Annotated in this window: 17 protein-coding genes; 9 read left to right on the top strand and 8 right to left on the bottom strand. The window is 67.1% G+C overall.

Annotation, left to right across the window (positions count from 1 at the left end):
- Positions 1-165 precede the first annotated feature (165 nt).
- Entirely contained in the window at positions 166-786 is a 621-nt protein-coding gene (locus B5X90_RS00180; protein ID WP_079549522.1) for an L-threonylcarbamoyladenylate synthase, read from the top strand.
- Between the two features lie 79 nt (positions 787-865).
- Here the strand turns inward: B5X90_RS00180 and B5X90_RS00175 are convergent, their stop codons facing one another.
- The 3 genes from B5X90_RS00175 to B5X90_RS00165 form a co-directional block, all read right to left on the bottom strand.
- Positions 866-1,129, bottom strand: coding sequence for a hypothetical protein (locus B5X90_RS00175; protein WP_079549521.1), 264 nt, complete (start codon positions 1,127-1,129; stop codon positions 866-868).
- Positions 1,130-1,310: 181 nt separating this feature from the next.
- Entirely contained in the window at positions 1,311-2,249 is a 939-nt protein-coding gene (locus B5X90_RS00170) for an AfsR/SARP family transcriptional regulator (RefSeq protein WP_256859976.1), read from the bottom strand.
- 355 nt (positions 2,250-2,604) lie between these two features.
- Positions 2,605-3,588 (bottom strand): S1C family serine protease, encoded by a 984-nt coding sequence (locus B5X90_RS00165; RefSeq protein ID WP_079549520.1) that lies wholly within the window; start codon positions 3,586-3,588, stop codon positions 2,605-2,607.
- A gap of 184 nt (positions 3,589-3,772) precedes the next feature.
- On the opposite strand from B5X90_RS00165, the gene B5X90_RS00160 reads away from it, so the two are divergent.
- Positions 3,773-4,276 carry an HtaA domain-containing protein gene (locus tag B5X90_RS00160; protein ID WP_179128989.1) on the top strand — a complete coding sequence of 168 codons (504 nt, stop codon included), beginning with the start codon at positions 3,773-3,775 and terminating at the stop codon, positions 4,274-4,276.
- Positions 4,277-4,300: 24 nt separating this feature from the next.
- Here the strand turns inward: B5X90_RS00160 and B5X90_RS00155 are convergent, their stop codons facing one another.
- Entirely contained in the window at positions 4,301-5,050 is a 750-nt protein-coding gene (locus B5X90_RS00155; RefSeq protein WP_079549518.1) for an ABC transporter permease, read from the bottom strand.
- Positions 5,051-5,214: 164 nt separating this feature from the next.
- On the opposite strand from B5X90_RS00155, the gene B5X90_RS00150 reads away from it, so the two are divergent.
- Positions 5,215-7,140 carry an alpha-amylase family protein gene (locus tag B5X90_RS00150; RefSeq protein WP_079549517.1) on the top strand — a complete coding sequence of 642 codons (1,926 nt, stop codon included), beginning with the start codon at positions 5,215-5,217 and terminating at the stop codon, positions 7,138-7,140.
- Positions 7,141-7,474: 334 nt separating this feature from the next.
- The gene (locus B5X90_RS00145) at positions 7,475-8,947 is read left to right on the top strand and encodes a sensor histidine kinase (RefSeq protein ID WP_256859975.1); all 1,473 of its coding nucleotides are present in this window, start codon (positions 7,475-7,477) and stop codon (positions 8,945-8,947) included.
- On the opposite strand, the gene B5X90_RS00140 is transcribed toward B5X90_RS00145, so the two are convergent.
- Together B5X90_RS00140 and B5X90_RS00135 are read right to left on the bottom strand one after the other, a co-directional pair.
- Positions 8,895-9,605 (bottom strand): response regulator transcription factor, encoded by a 711-nt coding sequence (locus B5X90_RS00140; protein WP_079549516.1) that lies wholly within the window; start codon positions 9,603-9,605, stop codon positions 8,895-8,897. The two genes, B5X90_RS00145 and B5X90_RS00140, sit on opposite strands and share 53 nt — an antisense overlap.
- Positions 9,606-9,701: 96 nt before the next feature.
- On the bottom strand, positions 9,702-9,947 hold the full coding sequence (locus tag B5X90_RS00135) for a hypothetical protein (RefSeq protein ID WP_079549515.1): 246 nt from the start codon (positions 9,945-9,947) through the stop codon (positions 9,702-9,704).
- A gap of 323 nt (positions 9,948-10,270) precedes the next feature.
- On the opposite strand from B5X90_RS00135, the gene B5X90_RS00130 reads away from it, so the two are divergent.
- Positions 10,271-10,573: a DUF4193 domain-containing protein gene (locus tag B5X90_RS00130; protein WP_028276793.1), complete on the top strand. Its 303-nt coding sequence runs from the start codon at positions 10,271-10,273 to the stop codon at positions 10,571-10,573.
- A 322-nt stretch (positions 10,574-10,895) separates the two neighbouring features.
- Positions 10,896-13,088, top strand: coding sequence for a putative bifunctional diguanylate cyclase/phosphodiesterase (locus tag B5X90_RS00125; protein WP_256859974.1), 2,193 nt, complete (start codon positions 10,896-10,898; stop codon positions 13,086-13,088).
- Positions 13,089-13,125: 37 nt separating this feature from the next.
- Here B5X90_RS00125 and B5X90_RS00120 read toward each other — a convergent pair whose 3' ends face one another.
- Positions 13,126-14,073: a cation diffusion facilitator family transporter gene (locus B5X90_RS00120; protein ID WP_079549514.1), complete on the bottom strand. Its 948-nt coding sequence runs from the start codon at positions 14,071-14,073 to the stop codon at positions 13,126-13,128.
- Between the two features lie 170 nt (positions 14,074-14,243).
- Here B5X90_RS00120 and B5X90_RS00115 point away from each other — a divergent pair, with 170 nt between their 5' ends.
- The 3 genes from B5X90_RS00115 to B5X90_RS00105 all read left to right on the top strand — a co-directional run bounded on the left by B5X90_RS00115 (position 14,244) and on the right by B5X90_RS00105 (position 16,039).
- Positions 14,244-14,645 (top strand): cupredoxin domain-containing protein, encoded by a 402-nt coding sequence (locus B5X90_RS00115; RefSeq protein WP_079549513.1) that lies wholly within the window; start codon positions 14,244-14,246, stop codon positions 14,643-14,645.
- A gap of 44 nt (positions 14,646-14,689) precedes the next feature.
- Positions 14,690-15,073 carry a hypothetical protein gene (locus B5X90_RS00110; RefSeq protein WP_256859973.1) on the top strand — a complete coding sequence of 128 codons (384 nt, stop codon included), beginning with the start codon at positions 14,690-14,692 and terminating at the stop codon, positions 15,071-15,073.
- A gap of 75 nt (positions 15,074-15,148) precedes the next feature.
- Entirely contained in the window at positions 15,149-16,039 is an 891-nt protein-coding gene (locus B5X90_RS00105) for an aminoglycoside phosphotransferase family protein (RefSeq protein WP_079549511.1), read from the top strand.
- A 48-nt stretch (positions 16,040-16,087) separates the two neighbouring features.
- Here the strand turns inward: B5X90_RS00105 and B5X90_RS00100 are convergent, their stop codons facing one another.
- Entirely contained in the window at positions 16,088-17,461 is a 1,374-nt protein-coding gene (locus B5X90_RS00100; RefSeq protein ID WP_079549510.1) for an FAD-binding oxidoreductase, read from the bottom strand.
- Positions 17,462-17,465 lie beyond the last annotated feature (4 nt).

Raw genomic sequence — 17,465 nt, 5'->3', positions numbered from 1 at the left:
GCTGCATGAGTAGGGTGTAGACAGGTTTGTCTACACCGGGATTGAAAGTATCAGACAGAACTGTCTGTGCACAAGGAGCGGCCGGCCCTGCTCCGTTGCGGGACATGTGGGGGCTGACGGCTCCGCGGTGGCTGTCCGGGCGGCTGCCGGGCGTATGCTCGTGGCATGGCGAGATACTTCGATGTGCACCCCGAGAACCCCCAGCACCGTTCGATCCTCCAGGCGGTGGACATCGTGCGTTCAGGCGGCCTGATCGCTTACCCGACAGATTCCTGCTACGCGCTGGGCGCTCAGCTGGGTAACCGGGAGGCCCTGGACCGGATCCGGACGATCCGGCAGTTGGACGGCAAACATCATTTCACCCTCGTCTGCAAGGACTTCGCCCAGTTGGGCCAGTTCGTGCAGATTGACAACGATGTGTTCCGCAGCATCAAGGCCGTCACGCCCGGCAGCTATACCTTCATCCTGCCCGCGACCAGGGAGGTCCCCAAACGGCTGCTGCACCCGAAGAAAAAGACCGTTGGCGTGCGCATCCCGGACAACCACGTGGTGCAGGCGCTGCTCGCTGAGCTTGGCGAGCCCCTTCTGTCGAGCACGTTGCTGCTTCCGGATGAGGAAGAGCCACTCACTCAGGGGTGGGAGATCAAGGAACGCCTGGACCACGTGGTGGACGCCGTGATCGATTCCGGCGACTGTGGTGCCGAGCCAACCACGGTGATCGACTACTCCAGCGGCGTCGCGGAAATCGTCCGGCGCGGCATGGGTGATCCGTCGCGCTTCGAGTAACAGTCACGCTTCGTTTACAGACGACGCCGCCAACGCAGCGCGGCCGGCTGGCCGGCGCCGGGCGGTCCAGTGGGGCGGACTAGGCGGATTCCGCCGGGGCCGCCTGCCGGTTCCGCAGCCACCGGCGCACGAGGTCGATGGCGGCGACAAGCCCGGCCAGGGGCGAGAGCACCGCTGCGGCGTAGACGAACATCATCCACGTCAGGGTGGTCACCGGGCTTTGGCGGGTGCTCAGGAGGGACAGTCCGCCGAAGAGTCCCAGGACCCAGAACAGGATGACCCCGGACAGCACAGCGGCTGCGGGGAAGTACTCGTTCGTGACGACTTTTTTCAAGGTTTCCATGGGCCCTCCTCACACCTGGCGGTGGGACTGCCCGCCGGGGGTATTCCCAGTATGGGGCCCGGCGCGGCGGATTTCCCCGAGAATCCGGGGCACGTGACGAAGCTAACGTCCGCGTCCCGATGGCGGCCCTTGCTGGTCGTCAATTGGGCGCCGCCGGTCCGCCGGTGGCGACCCCCGGGGGTCAGACCGCGGCCCGGACGCGCTGGAGGAAGGAATCAAGCACCCGCCCGGCGTTCTCATGCATGCGCCGGGACTCCGCCGCCGGCAGCTGCCGGCTCTTGGGCCCGTTCAACCTCTCGCCCAGATAGAGCAGTGCCGCCAGTACCTCGGAGAGTTCGGAGTTGCTTTCCGCACGCTGCCGCAGGAGCCGCAGATGAGCTTCCTGCAGGGCCGGACCGGGGCTGCAGCCAAGGTCGCGGTCGAAGAGCCGCCGGCAGCGGTCATACGCCGCGAGGCCCTCCGCCGGCAGGCCCGCCTGTTCATAGGCCGTCACCAGCACGGTCCAGGCCCGCTCGTTCAGGGGCTCCGCGCGAATGGCAGCCTGAACCAGGTTGACGGCATCGTCTGGATTGTCCAGCAGAGCCGCCGTTTCTGCCGCGAGGATCTGCAGCGCCACCTTCTCCGCTGCATGGCGTGCTCGCGCCTCTTCGGCCCAGTCGGAGGCAAGTTCGAACCCGAGCAGCGGCTCGGCGGAAATCTCCAGGGCCTCGAGCATGAGGGGGTAGGCCTCCTCCGGAGGCAGCTCACCCGCGTCGCGGACCAGGGCACGGAACCGGAACAGATCGAGGTCCACAAGCGTAGGGTCCAGGACGTAGCCGCTGTTGGCCGTGCGGAGCGGGCCCGTCTTGGTCTGCCCCGGCTGAATGGCACGGCGGATACCGCTGATATAGCTCTCGAGGGTCGCTACGGAGCCGTCACTGGCTCCGGCGCCCCAGAGAAGATCGATCAGGCGGGTCTTGGACACGGGCGTGCCAAGGTTCAGGAGAAGGATTTCCAGTATGTGCCGGGGCTTGCATCCGCCCATGTCGGAGGCGGTGAGCGCCACGCCGTCCCGGCGCACTTCGAATGATCCGAAGAGGCGGACCGAAATGGAGGGTGCTGTTTCCTTTGGGCTATCCACGATGTTCTCCGATTTCCCCAGGTAAAACGAACTCAATCGTCTATGGAGAGCCGGATCAACATCGGAGCCAGGCCGTACTGAGACTCTGTTCCCTCCGGCTTTCCAATGACACCGTGACACGCCCGGCGGGGCGCAACAAGGCATGCCGCTACCCGATCTTTCGCCCAAAGAAAGACACGTACAGGGGTCAGTACCGCTGAGTAAGCGCGCGGAGCGGAGGGCAGGTGATTGCGGCGCCAACCAAGTAATTCCGCGGGCCGCCGCCATGCGGACCCAAGTAGTTTTGCCGGGCAAGCATTTGGCCCCCGGCGGCCAAATTCCTGCGGCTAAAACCGCCGGTCCGGGCCGGGTTTCCCTACTGGTTATCGGTCATCTCGGCGGGCACAGCCACCAGTCGCAGGTCCATGCCGTCCCGGAGCACGGCAAGGTCCAGTGGCTCCCCGATCGCTTCGGCGAACAGCAGTTTCTGCAGGCTCTCCGCGTTGGACACATACATCTCTCCGACCTTCAGGAGGATGTCGCCGGCCCGTAGCCCGGCCCGCTCGGCGGGGGAATCCGGGAGGACTTCGACCACGAGCAGGCCCTCCCTGCGGCCCGTCCGGACGACGGCGCTTGGCTGCAACTGGATCGGTGTGTTGACCAGGCCCAGGTAGGCCCGGCGGACGCGGCCGTCCTTGAGCAGCGAAGCGATGATCCGCCGGGATGTCGCGTTGATGGGAACGGCCAGGCCGAGCCCAACACCGGCCACGGCCGTATTGATGCCGACGATCCGCCCGCGGGCGTCTGCCAGCGCCCCGCCGGAGCTGCCGGGGTTGAGGGCCGCGTCGGTCTGGATGACGTCTTCGATCACGCGGCGGCTCCGTCCGGACCAGACCGGGATTGAACGGCCCAGCCCGCTGACCACCCCGGCGGTGACCGAGCCGGCGAGCCCGAGCGGATTGCCCACGGCGATGACCAGCTGGCCGACCCGGAGGGATTCGGCATCGCCGAGTTCAGCCGGTGCCGCGGTGGGTGCCCTGCCGTGGACCACGGCAAGATCGGAGAGCGGGTCGGCGCCCACCACGGCAACAGCCGTGGTGGTGCCGTCGGCGAAGACTGCGTGGCCGGACGGGGCGCCGCCCACCACGTGGGCGTTCGTCAGCAGGTATCCGTCCGTGGTGAACAGCACGGCCGACCCCGCACCGACCCTGACCCTGCCGTTGCGCCCGTTGCCGGTCATCTCGAGCGCCGCGACGTGCTGGGTGACAGCCTCGGCCACGCGGATGACCGTTGCGGAATAGGAATCCAGCGGGTCTTCGAACACATCGGATCCGGATACCCTGCTGATGGACGCGGCCACTGTGCACCTCCTGCTAAACGGTACTCATCCAAGTCAACCACCGCCGTCCCGGGAGTAGTCCTGGCGGGCCTACGCCGTCAGAGAAATACGCAGGATGAAGCGCCGGCGGTGCAACAGTTCAGCCCGGCACGGATCCGCGGCTAGGCTCGGACATAGATCCGCCCGACAGCCCAGGAGAACCTACGTGACACCAACGTCCGCCTCCCCCGCCCCGCCGCCCCTGCCGGGTCTGACCTGGGGCATCAAACGCAGCTTTATGGACTACATTTCGGGACTCCCTGACGGTGCTGTTTCCGCGGCCGACGGCGCCACGGTCACGGCGTCCGGAGAGTTCTGTTTCGCTCCCGCCGGCTCCGAGTACGATCCCGCCAGTGGCACCGGGGTGCTGCGGTTCCGCGGCGACGTCCGCGTCGCCGGTCACCACGGAATGATGTTCGTCCGGCTGCTGGATCCCTGGGTCGAATTCGCGGCCGGGCACGGGGTCCTGTCCATCAGCACGGGCGACGGCGGCGGGACGGACCGCTCGGATGTCGGCACCCTGCGCACTGCCGCGCCCCGCAACATGGAAGGGTTTCTCGTCTGGGAGCGCGTCGAAGTCGCCGTCTCCCAGGCCGGTTCGGAACTGTTCGACGGCCAGTACGCCGACGGCCAGGCGATGGACCCCCTCGTCATCCGGGTGCCGGCGTAGACACGACGGTCCACAGTGCGGACGCTAGCGTGGACGGGCCGGACGCACCCTGACCGGCGCGATGACCCAGATCAGGGCCACGGCGGTCATTGAACCTGCCGCCATGATCGAGGCGAGCACGACGATCTGGAAGCGGCCCGCTTCCAAGGGTGAAAGGCCGCCGAAGATCGCCCCCACAAACGCCCCTGGCAGGGTGACAAGTCCCGTCGTCTTGGTCTGGTCGGTCGAAGGAATGAGGGCTGAATAGACGGCGCGCCGGGCCAGCTCCAACGTCGACTGACGCCGCGTCGCCCCCAAAGCAAGCCACGCTTCAACCTCATCCCAACGTTCATTCACCGATTCGGCAAAGTGCCGGCCGGCAAGGGTGGCGATGGTCATCGCATTGCCGATCACGATCCCTCCGATTGCCAGCGCGTAGCGGGGCGTAAGGGCAATCGCGCCCGTGCCGAAAACGATCGCCAGGGTCACCAGGATCCCGGCCGCCATCGAGCCGCCCACCACCGCCAGGCGGCCCCAACTCCAGCCCAGGCGTCGCGCGGCCGTCACTGCGGCCACCGAAAACATCACGAGAAGTGCGGCGCCGACCCATACCGGACTGGTGATGACAGTGCCCAGTATGAGGCTGATGACAGCCAGCTGCGCGGCCCCGCGCAGGATGGCCAGCGCCGGCGCGCTCCGGTGCGGGATCCGGAAAACCGCAAGCAATCCGACAGTGACCAGCATCAGGAGCCCGACGCCCAGCAGCGTGGGCAGGAGATCAGTCAGTGCGGTCATCACGCCAGCCTATAGACCTTCCGACAGCACCATCGGCGGCATCGGCTGTCGGCTGCCCTCCCCACCGGGCACGGCTGCCGTGCTGGGCACCCGCGCGCCCGTCTGCAAGGATGTGAACTGTCGTCGCGCCGTCGGGGACTGAAACTGGTCAAAGGAGACGCTCCATGATTGAACCCGCCCTTGTCGCTGACGGCGTCGACAGCGAGGCCCGCCGGCATGTGCTCCGGGCCTTGGCTGCGGGCACGGGCATCGGGTGGGACGGCGCGGACCGGGCCGTCTTCGAAGAGCGCTTCGACCGTCATTTCCCGGCCTTGTTCCGGCTGTTCCACGAGCTCTACGGTGTACGGCAGGATTGGCTGGATCAGCTCACGGACCTTGTGCTGCAGTCTGCCCGGTCGTGGGCCGAGCGGCCTGCGGCGCTCAAGGGCCTCGACGCCGAACGGGAACACAACAGCGGCTGGTTCCAGTCCAACACCATGCTCGGCGGCGTTTGCTACGTCGACAGATACGCCACGGACCTCGAAGGCATCCGCGCCCGGATCCCCTATTTCAAGGAACTGGGCCTGACCTATCTGCACCTGATGCCGCTGTTCCTGGCCCCCGAACCGCACTCCGACGGCGGCTACGCCGTCTCCAGTTACCGCGACGTCAACCCCAGGCTGGGCACCATGCAGCAGCTGCGTGACCTCGCCGCCGAGCTGCGGGCGAACGGCATCAGCCTCGTGGTCGACTTCATCTTCAACCACACCTCCGACGAGCACGAATGGGCCCGGAAGGCGGCCGCGGGCGAGCCGGCCTACAGCGACTACTACTGGATCTTCCCGGACCGGTCCATGCCCGACGCGTTCGAACAAACCGTGCGCGAAATCTTCCCGGACGACCACCCCGGCTCATTTGTCGATTTGCCGGACGGGCGGTGGGTCTGGACCACGTTCCACACCTTCCAGTGGGACCTGAACTACTCGAACCCGGACGTCTTCCGGGCCATGGCGGGCGAGATGCTGTTCCTGGCCAACCAGGGCGTGGACATTCTCCGGATGGACGCCGTCGCCTTCATTTGGAAGCAGCTCGGCACGCCCTGTGAGAACCTTCCCGAAGCCCACACGCTCCTCCAGGCGTTCAATGCCGTATGCCGGCTGGCGGCGCCGTCGCTGCTGTTCAAGTCCGAGGCGATCGTGCACCCCGACGAGGTGGCCCGCTACATTGACCCCGCCGAGTGCCAGCTCTCCTACAACCCCCTGCAGATGGCGCTGATCTGGGAAGCCCTGGCCACCCGCGACGTGTCGCTGCTCACCCAGGCCCTGGAGCGGCGCCACAATATTCCGGACGGCACGGCGTGGGTGAACTATGTCCGCAGCCATGATGACATCGGCTGGACGTTTGCGGATGAGGACGCTGCCGAGCTTGGCATCAATGCCTTCGAGCACCGGCGGTTCCTCAATTCCTTCTATGTCAACCGTTTCCCTGGCAGCTTCGCCCGCGGCGTGCCATTTCAGGACAACCCCCGCACCGGCGACTGCCGGATTTCCGGCACAACGGCGTCGCTCTGCGGTCTGGAGGGCGGAACAGCTGCGGCAGTGGAGCGGATCCTGCTGGCCCACTCGGTGGCCTTCAGCACCGGGGGCATCCCGCTGCTGTATCTCGGTGACGAGGTCGGCCAGTTCAACGACTACGAGTACGCCGCCGAGGAAGGCCACGGCACGGACAGCCGCTGGGTGCACCGGCCGCACTACCCGGCCGCAGGGTACGCGCGGCGCGCGGAGCCGGAAACCACCGCCGGGGCGGTCTTTGCCGGGCTGCGCCGGATGGTGTCCGTACGGTCCGCGACGCCGGAACTGGCCGGGACCCGGCTGGTCGGGTTCGTCACGAACAACCCGGGAGTCCTGGGGTACCAGCGTCCGGGAAATGGAACGGTGGTCCTCGCCCTGGCCAACTTCAGCGACGGACCCCAGGAGGTGACGGCGGTGACGCTCTCCGGCTTCGCGGCCGACGCCGTCGACGTCCAGACCGGCGCCCACGTGCGCCTCGATGCGGGACTGGTCCTGGAGGCCCGGCAGTTCCTCTGGCTCCGGGTGACGCCCCGCCCATGAGGCCCTGACCCGCGGCTCAGCGAGATGGAGTAGTAGCTGTTGCCCGCTGCGCCGCGTCGCCCGGGTGCCGTGTCCGGCCGCACACTGGTTGAGGAGAGCGTGCGGCCGGAATCTGTGGACGAACGGCCCCGTGGTGGCCGGCGGCCGGTCTTCTGCGGCCTGTTTCCACTCTCCCCCATCCCGCTGAGAAGAGACTGAGAGCAGCCTCTCTCCGTGGGGCCGTGCGCGCAGGCGGGATCGCTCCGGCCACCGCCGGGGTGTCGGCCGGGCGGGCGGCGTCGGCAATGCGGCCGCGGTGGTTGTCCCGAACCGCGCATTGACGCATTCTTGGAGCATGGCACTGGGCAAACGGGGCCCCTCCGGCCCCGGCACGGGCGAGGTTCGATGGGGCGTGCGGAAGCGCTCGACGGCGGTCGCCGTCGGCGTCGTAGCCGTGGCGCTGCTGCTCGGCGGCGTCATCCTCCTGGTCCTGCTGCAGGCCTCCCTGGCGCGGTCGAGCGACGCCGCGGCCCAGCAGAAGGCCCTGGACGTGATCGCCGAGATGGAGGACATGGACATCGAGGATGCCCGCGCCTACATCATTGACACCGCGCATGCGGGCCAGTTCGTCCAAGTGCTGGATGCCGAAGGATACGTCCTGGCCAGCTCGGACCCCGAGGTCGCCAACGCCCCTCTGTCAGCCCAGCGGCCCAGCCCGGGCCAGACCATGACCCAGGACGTCTCGAGCCTTCCGAGCATCGGGGACACCGACGATTACCACATCGTCACCGTGGGAGCACGGACCGGCACGTTGAGCTATACCGTGGTGGTGGCCCAGGCATCACAGATACAGGCGGATACCATTTCCACCGTCGCCTGGTTCATGCTGGGTGCCACGCCGCTGCTGCTGGGGACTGTGGCCGTGTCCGTATGGCTCCTGGTGGGGCGTTCCCTCCGCCAGGTTGAGCGGATCCGTGGCCAGGTGGCCCGGATCAACGCCGAGCGGCTGGACGGGCGCGTCGACGTCCCGCCGACCAACGACGAAATCCACGCCCTGGCGCTGACCATGAACACCATGCTGGACCGGCTGCAGGCCTCGGACACCGAACAGCGCAGATTCGTCTCGGACGCCAGCCACGAGTTGCGCAGCCCGCTGGCCACGCTGAGGGCCGGAATCGAAATCGCGGCGGCGGACCCGACCGGGGCGATGTGGCTTCAGATGAAGGATGTCCTCTCCGAGGAGACGGCCCGCATGAGCTTCCTCGTGGAGGACCTGCTGACACTGGCCAAAGCCAATGACGGCGGCCTGCGCGTGGAGCAGAAGGACGTCGATCTCGACGACGTGGTGGAACAGGAGATCCGCCGGCTGCGGTCCACCAGCCGGCACCAGGTCTCGGTGGAGCTCGTTCCGACCCGGATCCGCGGCGACGCCAGGCGGCTGGCGCAGGTCCTGCGGAACGTTCTGGACAACGCCGACCGCCACGCCCTGTCCCGGATCGCCGTGGACCTGCACACCGCCGGGGACCGGGTCATTCTCACTGTCGACAACGACGGCGACCCCATCCCGGAGGCGGACCGTGAACGGATCTTCGAACGGTTTGTCCGGCTCGATGGCAGCCGTTCCCGGGAGGGCGGCGGCAGCGGACTGGGCCTGGCCATCGCGGCGGGAATTGTGGCTGCCCATCATGGGAGCATCCGTCCGACGGACGGACCAGCGGGTTACTGCCGCTTTGAGATCACTTTTCCCCTTCCGGAGCCTGTGGAGCCGGCCGATGTCACTCCTCGAGACTCCCGGCGGCAGGGGGTTCAGGGGTCGGGTCGGCGCTGAGCAGATAGCCCATGCCGCGCACCGTGGTCAGGCTGTGGATCCCGAACGGGACATCAATCTTGCGCCGAAGGTAGCCGATGTACACCTCCACCACATTGTGCGCGCCCTCGAAAGCCGGATCCCAGACGTTTTGCAGGATTTCCGCCTTTGAGACGATTTGGTCATGCCGGCGCATCAGGTAATGCAGGAGCCCGTACTCCCTGGCCGTGAGGCTGATGAGGGTGTCGCCGCGGCGCACGCTGTGGCTGACGGGGTCCAGGGACAGCGTGCCAAGCGTCATGACGACAGGCCTGGCGGGCGCCCCGCGCCGGATCAACGCCCTGATCCGGGCCACCAGCACCAGGAAGCTGAACGGCTTGGTGAGGTAGTCATCAGCGCCCAGGTCGAAGGCATCGGTCTGGTCGTATTCGCCGTCCTTCGCCGTGAGCATCAGCACCGGAGTCCACACCTTGCGTTGCCGCAATTCCTTCAAGACGTCGTAGCCGTTCATCCGCGGCAGCATGAGGTCCAGCAGGATGGCATCGTACGCGTTCTCCAACGCCGCCGAGAGTCCCCGCACGCCGTCGTGGGCGACGTCGACGACGAACCCCTCGTTCTTCAGCCCGCGACGGACTGTTTCCGCCAGGGCGTGCTCATCCTCCACCATCAGGATCCGCAATCCAGTCCCCTCCCTTTGGGCCAGTATGGCCCTTCCGGAGCCGGGCTGGAAGCAACCTGGCGGGTCCAGTGCGAGGGGGTGCCGGTCGCTGTTCGGTCAGGCCTGTTGGGGAGGGCCGAACAGCCACCCCGAAACGTCGCTGCGCAGGACCACGTGCGGTCCGCCGGTGGAACTGACGCTCCCGTTGGCGACGTAGTAGCCACGCCCCGCTCCGGGGCCGCCGGCCGCGCGGTCGATGGCGTCGGTCAGGTGCCGGGTCAGGTGCCCGCTTGGGCCCAAGGCCCGCAGTTCATTGAGTTCGTCCGGCGTGAGCCGTCCCAACACTGCAGCAATATCTGCCATGGTGAATCCTCCCGACGGATGGTGCGGATGATGCCCAAGGTGGATGGTGCCTAAACAATCAGGCTAGGGCACCCAAATTAACGGCACGTGACGCCCCGGTGACCAGCGGCGAACAAAGCAGGAAGGCCGGCGTCGCGGGCGGCCGCCTCCGGGTGTCATGAGCGTCACTGCCGCGACTGCCCCGGTCCCCAGCATTTACACGGCGTCATGCTGTACGGTTCAATCCCGGAGTTCCGGAGATACAGAGATCTCTAGATCCGGCGACACGTAGATCCGGAGAGACTCCGAATCACACGCCCAGCAACTGAAATGAGTATCACCAGGTGGCAACCGATTATGACGAAGTACGCTCCGACGTCGCGGAATCCCGCAACGCTTCCCTGGAGGCGCTCCGTTCGGCGAATGCGCCTGACGCGCGAAGCGTTGTCCGCGAACTCGACGAGGCCGATACCTCCGAAGGCGTGGAGCTGCCGGGGGCAGATCTGTCCGGCGAGGAACTGACCGTCACGGTCATCCCGCAAAAAGAGGACGAATTCACCTGCTATTCCTGTTTCCTGGTGCGGCACCGGTCCCAGCTGGCCAAGGAGAAGGCCGGCCACGCCTACTGCGCAGACTGCCTCAGCTAGAGCCCCCGGCAGGACCGGCTCAGCCGGCCCGGAGACGTTCAGCCCGGCTGGTGTGCTTCCGGGCGGCCCTGGACGCTACCCGCCGGGCCGCCCGTCGAATACACTTCTGTCACATGCTTCACAATAGTGTCGGGAAGCGGCCGGACACGACCAGCCGGGGCACGTTCGGCTACGCTCCTGTTTGACGATGCGGCGATTGCCGGCACACGGCCGGAGGCTGATCATGCGTAAATCCACCAGCAGCTTGGCTGCCCCTGCTGCTGCGCCGCCGTTGACTGCCGCTAATGACGCCAATGGACCCGAACGATCCGACGGTTCGGCCATGCCGGCTGAAGGGCCGGCGGGCACCCATACCCCCCGCACCGGCAAACCCGCCCGCGCAGGGAGCCTGCAGCGCGAATGGTCCAGGGCCTTCGTCCTGGTGCTCCTTGCCCTGCTCGCCGGGGCCGCGGTAACCCTGGTCGGCGTCCGTTTTGTCACGGACCAGATCCAGCACGCCGCCGCACAGCACCGCGTCGAGTCGGAGGCCATCGCCGAGCTCCGGACCGGCATGGAGACCCACGAACAAGCCGGACTCCAGCTGTTGTCCGCAGGACCCGCAGATCCGGCCGCGTTTTTGCTGCACCAAAAGGACATCTCCGCCCAGTTCGATGCCACCGCCGCGATCCTGCCGGAGGCGTACGGCATGCGGGCGACGGTCCGCGAGGCCCGGGCCGCGTGGCAGGAGGGACTGTCCGCGCACAATCTGTGGGGAAGCCAGGTGGCCACTCTCCGTGGCAACCGAGTGGCGGAGGCGCCGGCGTTCGCGGCGTCCAGCGCCAAGGCCCGTGCCCTGCTCGCCGACGTCCGTCGCGCGTCGCTCGACGCGCTGGACGCCGGCGTCGCCCACGGGGCCGGGCTTCAGCAGATGGTTTCGACCGTCCGCACGGCCCTGTTTGCGCTGGCCGCGGGCGGGGTGTTCTTTTTCCGCCGGCGGATGACCAAGTACCTGATGCGCCCCGTGGAGGGGCTTTACCGCGGGGTCGTGAAGCTGCAGTCCGGTGATTACAGCCACCGGATCAGCGTTGTCCGCAACGACGAACTGGGCCAGCTGGCCGAGGCCTTCAATTCCATGGCCGCCACCGTGCACGACAACCACCTGGAACTGACCTTCCGCGCCACCCACGACCCGCTCACGGGACTGGCCAACCGGGCAGTGCTCACCGAACGCCTCACCGCCGCGTTCGACCCCGGGGCAAAGAACCCGGAAACAGCCGGCACCGAGGTCTGCGACGGGCGTGAAGGCCTGCTGATCATCGACGTCGACGACTTCAAAGACGTCAACGACTCGCTGGGCCATGAGGGCGGCGACGCGTTGCTCATCCAGCTGGCCCAACGCCTGCGGGGCTGCGTCCGCGCGCATGACCTCGTCGCCCGGCTGGGCGGCGATGAATTCGCGATCGTCGTGACGGATGAGGGCGGCACGGCGACGGACGACGTCGCACGGCGCATCCAGGACACGCTGCGGGACCCTTTCTGCATCGATGACGTCCGGCTTAAGGTGACCGTCAGCATGGGCGCCGCCCAGCGCAGCGCCGGCACTGCGGATCCGGCGGAGTTGATGCGGCAGGCGGACTTCGCCATGTACATGGCCAAGCACGGCGGCAAGGGCCGCTACCAGCTCTTCGATGCCCGGGGATACGACGAAATGACTTACCGGGCCGCTCTCCGGGCGGACCTCGCCACGGCTGTGCAGGCCGGGCAGTTGCGCCTCGACTACCAGCCCGTGGTGAATCTTGGCACCGGCGAGATCGCCGGTGTGGAGGCCCTGGTCCGCTGGGAGCACCCGACCCTTGGCCGGCTGGGACCGGCCGACTTCATCCCCTTGGCCGAGGAAACCGGCGAGATCGGCCCCATCGGCTGCTGGGTGCTGGATACCGCAAGCCGTCACGTCGCCGGCTGGCGCCGGTCCCCCGGCACTGCCGAAGACTTCTGGGTCTCGGTCAATCTCTCCACCCTTCAGCTATCGAGCGACCGGAACCTGGCAGCCCTGGAGCGCATCCTGGCCCACCCCGCCTCGCAGGCCGACAAAGTGATCCTCGAGGTCACCGAATCGGCCCTGGCCACGAGCGCCGACGGCGGCGTCGCTGCCCTGAACCGGCTGAAGAGCTTCGGTGTCCGCATCGCAATCGACGACTTCGGGACCGGCTTCTCCTCGCTCAGCACGCTCGCTGCGCTGCCCGCGGACATTCTCAAGATCGACCGTGCCTTCCTGTCCGGGCTGCCTGGGGACGCCCCCGCCGCGGCGATGCTCGAGGGCATTCTGGAAGTGGCCCGGAAACTGGACCTGGCCGTCATCGCCGAGGGCATCGAGCACACCGGACAGCTGGATCTCCTGCGCTCGCTCGGCTGCGACATGGGCCAGGGCTTCCTTCTGGCCAGTCCCAGCCCGTCCCCCGTTCTTGAGGCGCTGCTGGCCTCCGGGGCGCGCCTGCAGCCACCGGCCGGCATGGACGCGGCGGCGGCCGGCGCCTGAGCCAGCCGCGGGACCGGACCGGGGGGCGGCGTTGCGCTCAAACGGCCGGGAAGTCCAACGAGGGCTCGTCCGCGGTGGCGAGTGTCAGGACGGCCTCTTCCACCGTTTCGTGGTCCTCAAGTTCGCGTTCAACGCGGCGTAGGGCCACGGCGACGTCGTGTTCCCGGAGGTCCCCCTGTATGTCCACGGCCGCCACGACGTAAAGCTTGCGCGGGCCGACGTATTCGAGATGCAGGTACGTGATGCGCTCGATCTCAGGGTGCTCGAGGAGGCGGCGGGCCATGGTGCCCTCGATGTCGCCGGTCACGGCTTGCCCCACCAGGAAGCGCCGGTTACGGTCGATCAGCACGACGGCAACCCCCGCCAGGAGGATGCCCACCAGAATGGACCCCACGGCGTCCGGCACGGAGGACCCCGTGACCTGGTGCAGGAATATCCCCGCGAAGGCGATGAGCAGGCCAATCAGCGCGGCCCCGTCCTCTGCGAAGACCGCGCGCAGGGTGGGGTCGGAGCCTTTGAGGACCTGCTCGAGGGTTTTCCGGTCCAGCTCCCGCGCCGCCTTCCGGTTTTGCCGGAACGCCTGGATGAAGGACACGCCTTCAAGGACGAACGCGATGGCCAGCACCAGGTAGGCGATGCCGTAGTCACCTGGCGGTTCCGGGGTGATCAGCTGCTGGATGCCGTGCATTACCGACACCACTGCCCCGGCCGTGAACAGACCAAAGGCGGCGATCATTGACCATACGTAGGCCTCGCGTCCGTAACCCATGGGGTGGGCTTTGTCGCGTTTCCGCGCGGCTTTACGTTCGGCGATGAGCAGGAAGACCTGGTTGCCGGTGTCGGCCCAGGAGTGGGCCGCCTCGGCAGTCATGGACGCCGAGCCGGAAATGAGTGCGGCCACTGTTTTGGCTGCCGCGACGAGGACGTTCGCCGCAAAGGCAATCAGCACTGTAAGCGACGCGGACCAGGACTTCTTACGCTTCACGCACTCTTCCCTCCCTCGGCTGCAGAATGCATGCCAGTGACTACGCTATCCCCCCGGGCTCTCCCGGACCGGCGTTCGACGCAGACTGGTTCCATTCGTGCCGGTCAGGCGCACAATATAGCTAGTACGTTCATCCGCTCGTTTCCACAAGCCGCTCGGGGTGGTGCGCAATGAATGCTCGTCGGAAGCTGTCGCCGCTATGGGTGCTCCTGATCTTGCTGGGCACGGGCGGGTGCGCCGGCGGCAGCGGATCGCCGGCACCGACGTCGGCGCCCCCACCCGGCCCTGCCTACGGGGTCGGCCCGACGGCGGCCACCGCCGCCGCCACCGCCACCATCACCATCAAGGACTTCGCCTACGGCGACCCGCTCACAGTGGCCCCCGGCGCGGCGGTCACCGTAACCAACATGGATGCCGCGGCGCATACGGTCACGGCTGACGAGGGCTCAGCGTTCGATGCCCAGGTCAAGGGCGGCGGCACTGCCACCTTCACCGCGCCGACAAAGCCCGGATCCTACGCGTATCACTGCACCTACCATCCGGGCATGCACGGGACACTGGTGGTCAAATGAGCGCCCAGAGCCCCGGACGGTCCGCGCAGGTCCATACAGCCGGCATGACGCTGCGAATCCTCACGGCCGTTGCCCTGTTCATTGACGCCGCCGTCCACATCCATCTGGCCCCGGGCTACCAGGCGGGGAACTCCGCGGGGATCGGCCAAGGGACCCTTTTCCTGCTCGAATCGGCTGCCGCGGTGCTGGCCGGGTTCTACGTGCTGCTGCGCGGGAGCAGGGCGGCCTTCGCCGTCGCATTCGTCGTCGCCCTGAGCGCCTTCATGGCCGTGGTCACTTACCGTTACGTGAATATTCCCGCGTTCGGGCCTTTCCCGGCCATGTACGAGCCCATCTGGTTCTTCGAGAAGTCAGTCAGCGCCGTGGCCGAAGGCGCCGGAGCCGTCCTGGCAGCCATCGGTTTCGTCCGGGCGGGACGGCGGACTTAAGGGCAGGGCGCCCAGTCCAAGCACTGACCACCTTGAGTTTCGTGAGTGTGGCACCGCAACGCATAGCATCGCTACATGACACAGGTGGCGATGCCCATTGCTGCCGGCGATCGGCTGCTCGAACGATTCGGCCCCGCGGCTGCGGCCTGGATCGACGACTTCGGCACGATTGTTGGAGAGCTCTGTAGGAAGTGGGGACTGGAGCCTCGCTCTGTCTGCGCGGGTGGCACGGGCGCAGTCGTCGAGTGCGTGTCGACCGCAGACGGAACGCGGTACGCGCTCAAGCTCTCACCTGACAGCACGGTCACGGAGCAAGAGGCGGCTGCGCTAACGTATTGGGCAAACGCGCACACTGTCGTCGACCTGGTGGACGCGGACGCCACCCGTGGCGCGATCTTGCTCCATTGGCTTCCCGACGCCACCGAACTGTCCGAGGCGTACAGCATCGCGGAGGTTAGCAGTCTCATCAGCGACCTCTACATGCCAACCAGGACACCGCCACCGAATGTTCCCCCCGCCCGTGAACGCGTGGAATTCGTGTTCGAGTTGTGGGATCGCCGACGGCGCGCTCTCCCAAACTCACCGATCGACGATGCAGTCTGGCGTCGATGCCACGCTGCTGCGATGGATATGGCAAATGGCGGGGATTGGCTTCTTCACGGCGATCTTCACAGGGGCAACATTCTGCGGCCGGGTAACGGCGGCAGAATTGTCGCAATCGACCCACGGCCGTGCATTGGTGATCCGGCCATGGACCTCGCCGACCTGGCCATGACTGGAGCGGCCAGCGAAGCGGCCATCCGCCGCCGGTGCAGTCAGCTCGCTGATATTGCTGATCCAATCGACCCAGACCGGCTATGGCTCTGGTGCCGCAACTTCGCCCCGATCATGGCTGTCTCACTCGCCCGCCGAGCTGCGGGGACCGCAAACATCATCCTCATGCGCAACCTGGCCAACACGCGCTGAGCCCTCCCTGCGGTGACAGGGAGCACGCGCCGGGTCGACATCATTTTCCTATGCGGTCGGGCGGACGTTCTGGTTGGATCGGAAGAGGTTGATGGGGTCGTATGCGGCTTTGACGGCGGCCAGCCGGTCGTAGTTGGCGCCGTAGGCTGCCCTCACCCGCTCCTCCCCTTCCTGGCCAAGATCATTGACGTACACCCCGCTCGCGGCAAAGGGCTGCATCGCTTCGAAGAAGGCGCGGGCCCAGCCGACGTGGCGCTCCGTTTCTGCCGGCTTGGCCCACTGGGCCAGGATGAGGAGTTCGCTCTGGGACCGTCGATGGGGAAATGCCGTGGCCGCCGGGGGAACCCGAGCGGCCACGCCGTGCAGTTGCTGCATTCCGATGCCGCTCGCCGCTGAAGGCATCTCGGCCGCAAACTGAAGCAGGACATCGATGGCTCCCGCGGTGAGGTCAGTGAAGAAGCTCGATTTCCAATAGTGGTGCCGGCCCGACGGAAAGCCGCCGTCGTGGGCGCTCTGCCAAACGCCGTAGTCGGCGGGCACCACCACGTCCACATCAGGGCCGAGGTCGCGCAGGGGCCGGAGCGCCAGCTCTGCCTCATCATGCCCGCCGCTCCAGCAGATGCCGACGCCGAAGACAGGGCGTCCTGAGGTGTCACACCCCAGACTGGCCGACATCGAGAGCTCGTCGGGGCACGAAGCGGCGAATTCGGGGTAAAGCCCCAGGACCTCCCTGGTACGTTCGGCCGGGAAAGAGAGTGCTCCGGCGAGAACCTGTCCGACGGGATGCAGACGGTAGGTGAAAGACGTGACAACGCCAAAGTTGCCACCGCCTCCGCGGATGGCCCAGTAGAGGTCTGTGTGTTGGTCGGGGCTCGCCGTCAGCAGCCTGCCATCTGAAGTCACGATGTCGGCGGCCAGCACGTTGTCGCAAGCGAGCCCGTGTTTGCCGTTGAGCCAGCCGATGCCGCCGCCGAGGGTCAAACCAGCGATGCCGGTAACCGACACGACTCCGAGCGGCGTGGCCAGGCCGTGCGCCTGTGTGGCGGAGTCAAGGTCGGCCAGGAGCGCACCCGCCCCAGCCACGGCGACGCGCCGTTCGGCGTCGACCTGAACGTTCTTCATGCCGGAGCAATCCAGCATGAGCCCCTGGGCGCCGACGGCGTTCCCTGCCACGTTGTGGCCGCCGCCCTTGATGGAGACAGGGAGATCGTTTTCCCGGGCGAAGGTCACCGCGCGGCGAATATCCCCTGCATCGGCAGGGCGGACAATGACGTCCGGACGGCGGTCAATCATCGCGTTGAAGACCTTCCGGGATTCGTCGTAGCCCGCGTCTCCGGGCCGGAACAGCCGGCCCCGGAGCGCCGAGCTCAAGCCCTCGACGACGGATGGGTCAAGCGACGGTGCGGGGGTCCGGAAATCCACGCCA

This window comes from Arthrobacter sp. 49Tsu3.1M3, from assembly GCF_900168135.1.
GTDB lineage: Bacteria > Actinomycetota > Actinomycetes > Actinomycetales > Micrococcaceae > Arthrobacter.
This window is presented reverse-complemented; position numbering and strand designations above follow the sequence as displayed.

Bases quoted from the DNA above. Each gene is read 5' to 3' on its own strand.
- B5X90_RS00105 (WP_079549511.1), top strand. From the start codon at position 15,149: ATGACACAGGTGGCGATGCCCATTGCTGCCGGCGATCGGCTGCTCGAA.
- B5X90_RS00180 (WP_079549522.1), top strand. From the start codon at position 166: ATGGCGAGATACTTCGATGTGCACCCCGAGAACCCCCAGCACCGTTCG.
- B5X90_RS00125 (WP_256859974.1), top strand. From the start codon at position 10,896: ATGCCGGCTGAAGGGCCGGCGGGCACCCATACCCCCCGCACCGGCAAA.
- B5X90_RS00110 (WP_256859973.1), top strand. From the start codon at position 14,690: ATGACGCTGCGAATCCTCACGGCCGTTGCCCTGTTCATTGACGCCGCC.
- B5X90_RS00155 (WP_079549518.1), bottom strand. From the start codon at position 5,050: ATGACCGCACTGACTGATCTCCTGCCCACGCTGCTGGGCGTCGGGCTC.
- B5X90_RS00175 (WP_079549521.1), bottom strand. From the start codon at position 1,129: ATGGAAACCTTGAAAAAAGTCGTCACGAACGAGTACTTCCCCGCAGCC.
- B5X90_RS00115 (WP_079549513.1), top strand. From the start codon at position 14,244: ATGAATGCTCGTCGGAAGCTGTCGCCGCTATGGGTGCTCCTGATCTTG.
- B5X90_RS00150 (WP_079549517.1), top strand. From the start codon at position 5,215: ATGATTGAACCCGCCCTTGTCGCTGACGGCGTCGACAGCGAGGCCCGC.
- B5X90_RS00145 (WP_256859975.1), top strand. From the start codon at position 7,475: ATGGCACTGGGCAAACGGGGCCCCTCCGGCCCCGGCACGGGCGAGGTT.
- B5X90_RS00135 (WP_079549515.1), bottom strand. From the start codon at position 9,947: ATGGCAGATATTGCTGCAGTGTTGGGACGGCTCACGCCGGACGAACTC.